At 39.4% G+C, this 3617-nt stretch carries 2 protein-coding genes and 1 riboswitch; both genes read right to left on the bottom strand.

The annotated features are described in order from the left end of the window. Nucleotides 1-88 precede the first annotated feature (88 nt). Nucleotides 89-1489, bottom strand: a complete 1401-nt coding sequence (locus tag E5A76_RS18435; protein WP_107165158.1) for an alanine/glycine:cation symporter family protein — start codon at nucleotides 1487-1489, stop codon at nucleotides 89-91. Nucleotides 1490-1566: 77 nt separating this feature from the next. Next, nucleotides 1567-1659, bottom strand: a riboswitch (glycine riboswitch). Nucleotides 1660-2007: 348 nt separating this feature from the next. After that, nucleotides 2008-3333 (bottom strand): glycoside hydrolase family 18 protein, encoded by a 1326-nt coding sequence (locus E5A76_RS18440; protein ID WP_161119815.1) that lies wholly within the window; start codon nucleotides 3331-3333, stop codon nucleotides 2008-2010. Nucleotides 3334-3617: the final 284 nt, after the last annotated feature.

Raw genomic sequence — 3617 nt, forward strand, 5'->3', positions numbered from 1 at the left:
CTCCGATTGAATATCGAAATCAGGCCTTACAAGCCGCTTAACCGAAATGTCCAACTTTATGGGGTCACATCACTTTTTGTATTCAGAATTATAGCGCTGATACAGGTTGGCTATTTTCTTTCTCTTGCTTTAATTCGCTGAAAAAAGCGTGAGTTTCCGCGATAACAACATGACGTAATACCACTAGACCAATAAGGTTTGGAATTGCCATTAAGCCGTTTACGATATCTGCAATAACCCAAATCATGTCTAGCTGCATAAATGCACCGCCAGCGATCAGAACCAAGAAGAAAATCTTGTATGGTAGAATCGCTTTCACACCAAATAGGTAAGTAATACAACGTTCACCGTAGTAGTTCCAACCTAGAATAGTGGTAAAGGCAAAGAACATTAAGCCAATAGACACCATTAGTGGACCGTAGTAGCTAGAATGTAATCCCTCTGCAAAAGCATGCGTCGTCATTGCAGCACCAGCAAAATCAGAAGACCAAGCACCGGTTACAATTAAAGTTAGACCTGTCATGGTACAAATGATCACTGTATCAAAGAAAGTACCTGTCATTGAGATTAAGCCTTGACGAACACAAGAGTCAGTTTGTGCGGCAGCAGCGGCAATCGGCGCACTACCTAAGCCTGATTCATTCGAGAATACACCACGGGCAATACCAGATTGAATTGCTAGCATGATACCTGCACCAACGAAACCACCTGTAGCTGCATGGCCTGTAAATGCAGACTCAATAACAAGGTTAACGGCTTGTGGGATAGCATCATAGTTGCTTGCTAATACACTTACACAAGCAATGATGTAGAAACCAGCCATTAGCGGAACAACAGTACTTGCTACACTTGAAATCGACTTAATACCACCTAGTGTTACGGTTGCAACTAATACAGTTAAAATAACAACAGTAATTTCTTTAGGTACATTGAATGAAAGGTGCGCAGCATCAACAATGGCATTGGCTTGTGGGAAAGTACCAATACCAAAACACGCAACACCAACAGCAAAGAGGGCAAATAATTTCGCTAGCCACTTACTACCTACACCTTTTTCGATGTAGTACATAGGACCACCAATGATTTGACCATTGCTATCTGTTTCACGATATTTAACCGCTAGTAGACACTCGGCATACTTAGTTGCCATACCTAAAAGCGCAGCAAGCCACATCCAAAATAAAGCACCTGGGCCACCTAATTTAATCGCGGTTGCAACACCGACGATATTACCTGTACCTATGGTTGCAGAAAGGGCAGTACATAGAGCAGCAAAACTGGATACATCACCGCTACCGTTGCTATCGGCATCTTTTTTACCGCCAAACACGTAGCGTAAGGCAAGCGGAAGGTAACGGATTTGGATAAAACCAAGGCGTACAGTGAGGTATAAACCAGTACCAACCAAAAGGATAAGTAGTGGTGGACCCCAAACAAGGCTGTCAAAAGCTTTTAGAAAATTAAAAATTGTGTCATGTAGTGGATTCATTATTCCTCCTTTAAACATCAAAGGAAGAGATATAGAACAACAGAAATGTTGGTCACAGACGGGTATCTGGTGTTGCTCTTATCTCCTCTGTCCTTTTGCCTGAGAGTTTCACCAATACTTGGTTTGCTCCTTCGGCGCTCGATTTAACGAGTCTCTCCAGAGGCTCCTCCAACAACAGTCCATACCTATCGTAAAATTACGACGCGGTGCCTGAAAGATTTACGACAATAGGATTTGATGGCTCAAATCATAATGACGCTTACTTCTTCGGCGGGCGTAAGATATACCTTCATGGTAAATTCTTGTGCCGCTCTCCTGCTGTCTTCATCGGAACTCATATTTCGGGATGCAATGTTAGGGCAATGAAATGTGATTGTCAGCAAAAAAATTAATCAAACCGTAAAAATTGGTCTAAAAGTAAAAAAAATAGGCTGGTGTTGATAGTAGAAATAGGTTAGCGGATAAAAAATAAGCTTACTTAAAACGCATAAGTAAGCTTGTAGGTATGACGAGTGGGATTATTTCTTAAAAGCGTTGCTTAGCTGTTTGATAAGTTCATGGTTGTTATCAGATGTCGCTTCCCAGCCAAAAATACCACCGAGATTGTGCGTTTTTACATAATCAATCTTGGCTTGTAGCGATCGTTTGTCCTCATAGCTAATGAACTCTTGTTTCTTTTTGCTATAAAGCACAGCCGCTTGTGCTTGCTCATCATAGAAATATTGATATCCCATACGTTTGTTATTAACGAGATACTTCATGATGTCGGAATAATTAAAGTAACCGGGATCATCTATATCCGAGCCTTTATCCATGCCACCAGAGCTGTTTAACCCTTCAAGCTTGTTGGCTGATGCATCTTTTACTCCTTGCCACCCACGACCATAAAAAGGACTGCCAATAATGATTTTATGGCTATCAACACCTTGTGCTAACAGGGCTGTAACCTGATTATCAACCGAGGTGTTATTTGGCGTTGTAGCTGTACTATATAAATTACTATGGTGACCGACGGTATTTCCCCAGTTACCGAGAAAGTCAAAACTCATCAGATAAATTTGGTCGAGATCTCGTGAGACCTTTTTCCAATCAATCCCTGGTAATGTTTTTGGTCCACCATTGACTGCCGCTGATAGTTGATAACGACGTTGATTCTCTTGGCCAAGTTGATCTAATTGCTGACGTAATTCACTGATCAGTTTGGTATAGGCTAAACGTTCATTATCAATATTGTCTTTTCCTAAGCCGGATAAGCCATGACCTCCCGGATATTCCCAATCAATTTGAATGCCATCGAAAAAGTCATATTTATTAATTAGTGCAGCAGCACTTTTAACGAAAGTCTGCCGGTATTCATCATTTAATGCCACGGTATGAAAAGGTTCTGACAACGTCCAACCACCAAAACTAGGTAAAATAGAAAGGTTGGGGTTTTCATCTGAGAGAGCTTTTAATTGTCCAAAATTACCTCGGTAACCCACTTTATGTGATGTTTTACCATCAAGTTTTATTTGTAGTGCGGCATAATCATCAAGAATGATCGCGGTGCCAATAGGCTTATTAGCACATTGGGTTTTCATGATCTTTTTTATATTTTCTGGAGAGGAATCAACAGGGCCGCAGACAGCAAGAAAGGCATAAATGATATGAGAAAGATTATCCACGGGTAGCATATTGGCACTATAAGGTGCTTTAGGTGTGTAGACCTTCCAATCAGGATAATAGGCTGCAATTACATGGGAATGATTATTGATTGGTTGAGCTAAAGCAGGAGGTGCAAATAAACAACTAATAGCAGTGGTTGCAATAACAGATAAGCAACTGCCGAGAAATATATGACGCATTGATAAATCCCTAATCGCGTAACATAATTTAATATCAAACAGGTATACTATCGTTGATTCTTTTTTGTGAGTTATATTAATTGTTATACATTATGATCGTGATCACAAAGATAACATTTGTAACAAAATAAATAGGTAATTTTTTGTATTAGAAATATGGTACTTGTTTTTTTTTTGCTACAAAATATTTTAATTGTTTTTAGATTTAATTGTTATGGAATTAAATTAACTAATAACTAAAAAGATTTAAAATTAAACCTGATTGTGTATTTATTGGCTAAATG

The organism is Photobacterium lucens (genome assembly GCF_009873615.1).
Classification (GTDB): Bacteria; Pseudomonadota; Gammaproteobacteria; order Enterobacterales; family Vibrionaceae; genus Photobacterium; species Photobacterium lucens.

What these genes read in the sequence shown, in the direction of transcription:
- E5A76_RS18435 (WP_107165158.1), bottom strand. Translation starts at nt 1,489, where the DNA reads ATGAATCCACTACATGACACAATTTTTAATTTTCTAAAAGCTTTTGAC.
- E5A76_RS18440 (WP_161119815.1), bottom strand. Translation starts at nt 3,333, where the DNA reads ATGCGTCATATATTTCTCGGCAGTTGCTTATCTGTTATTGCAACCACT.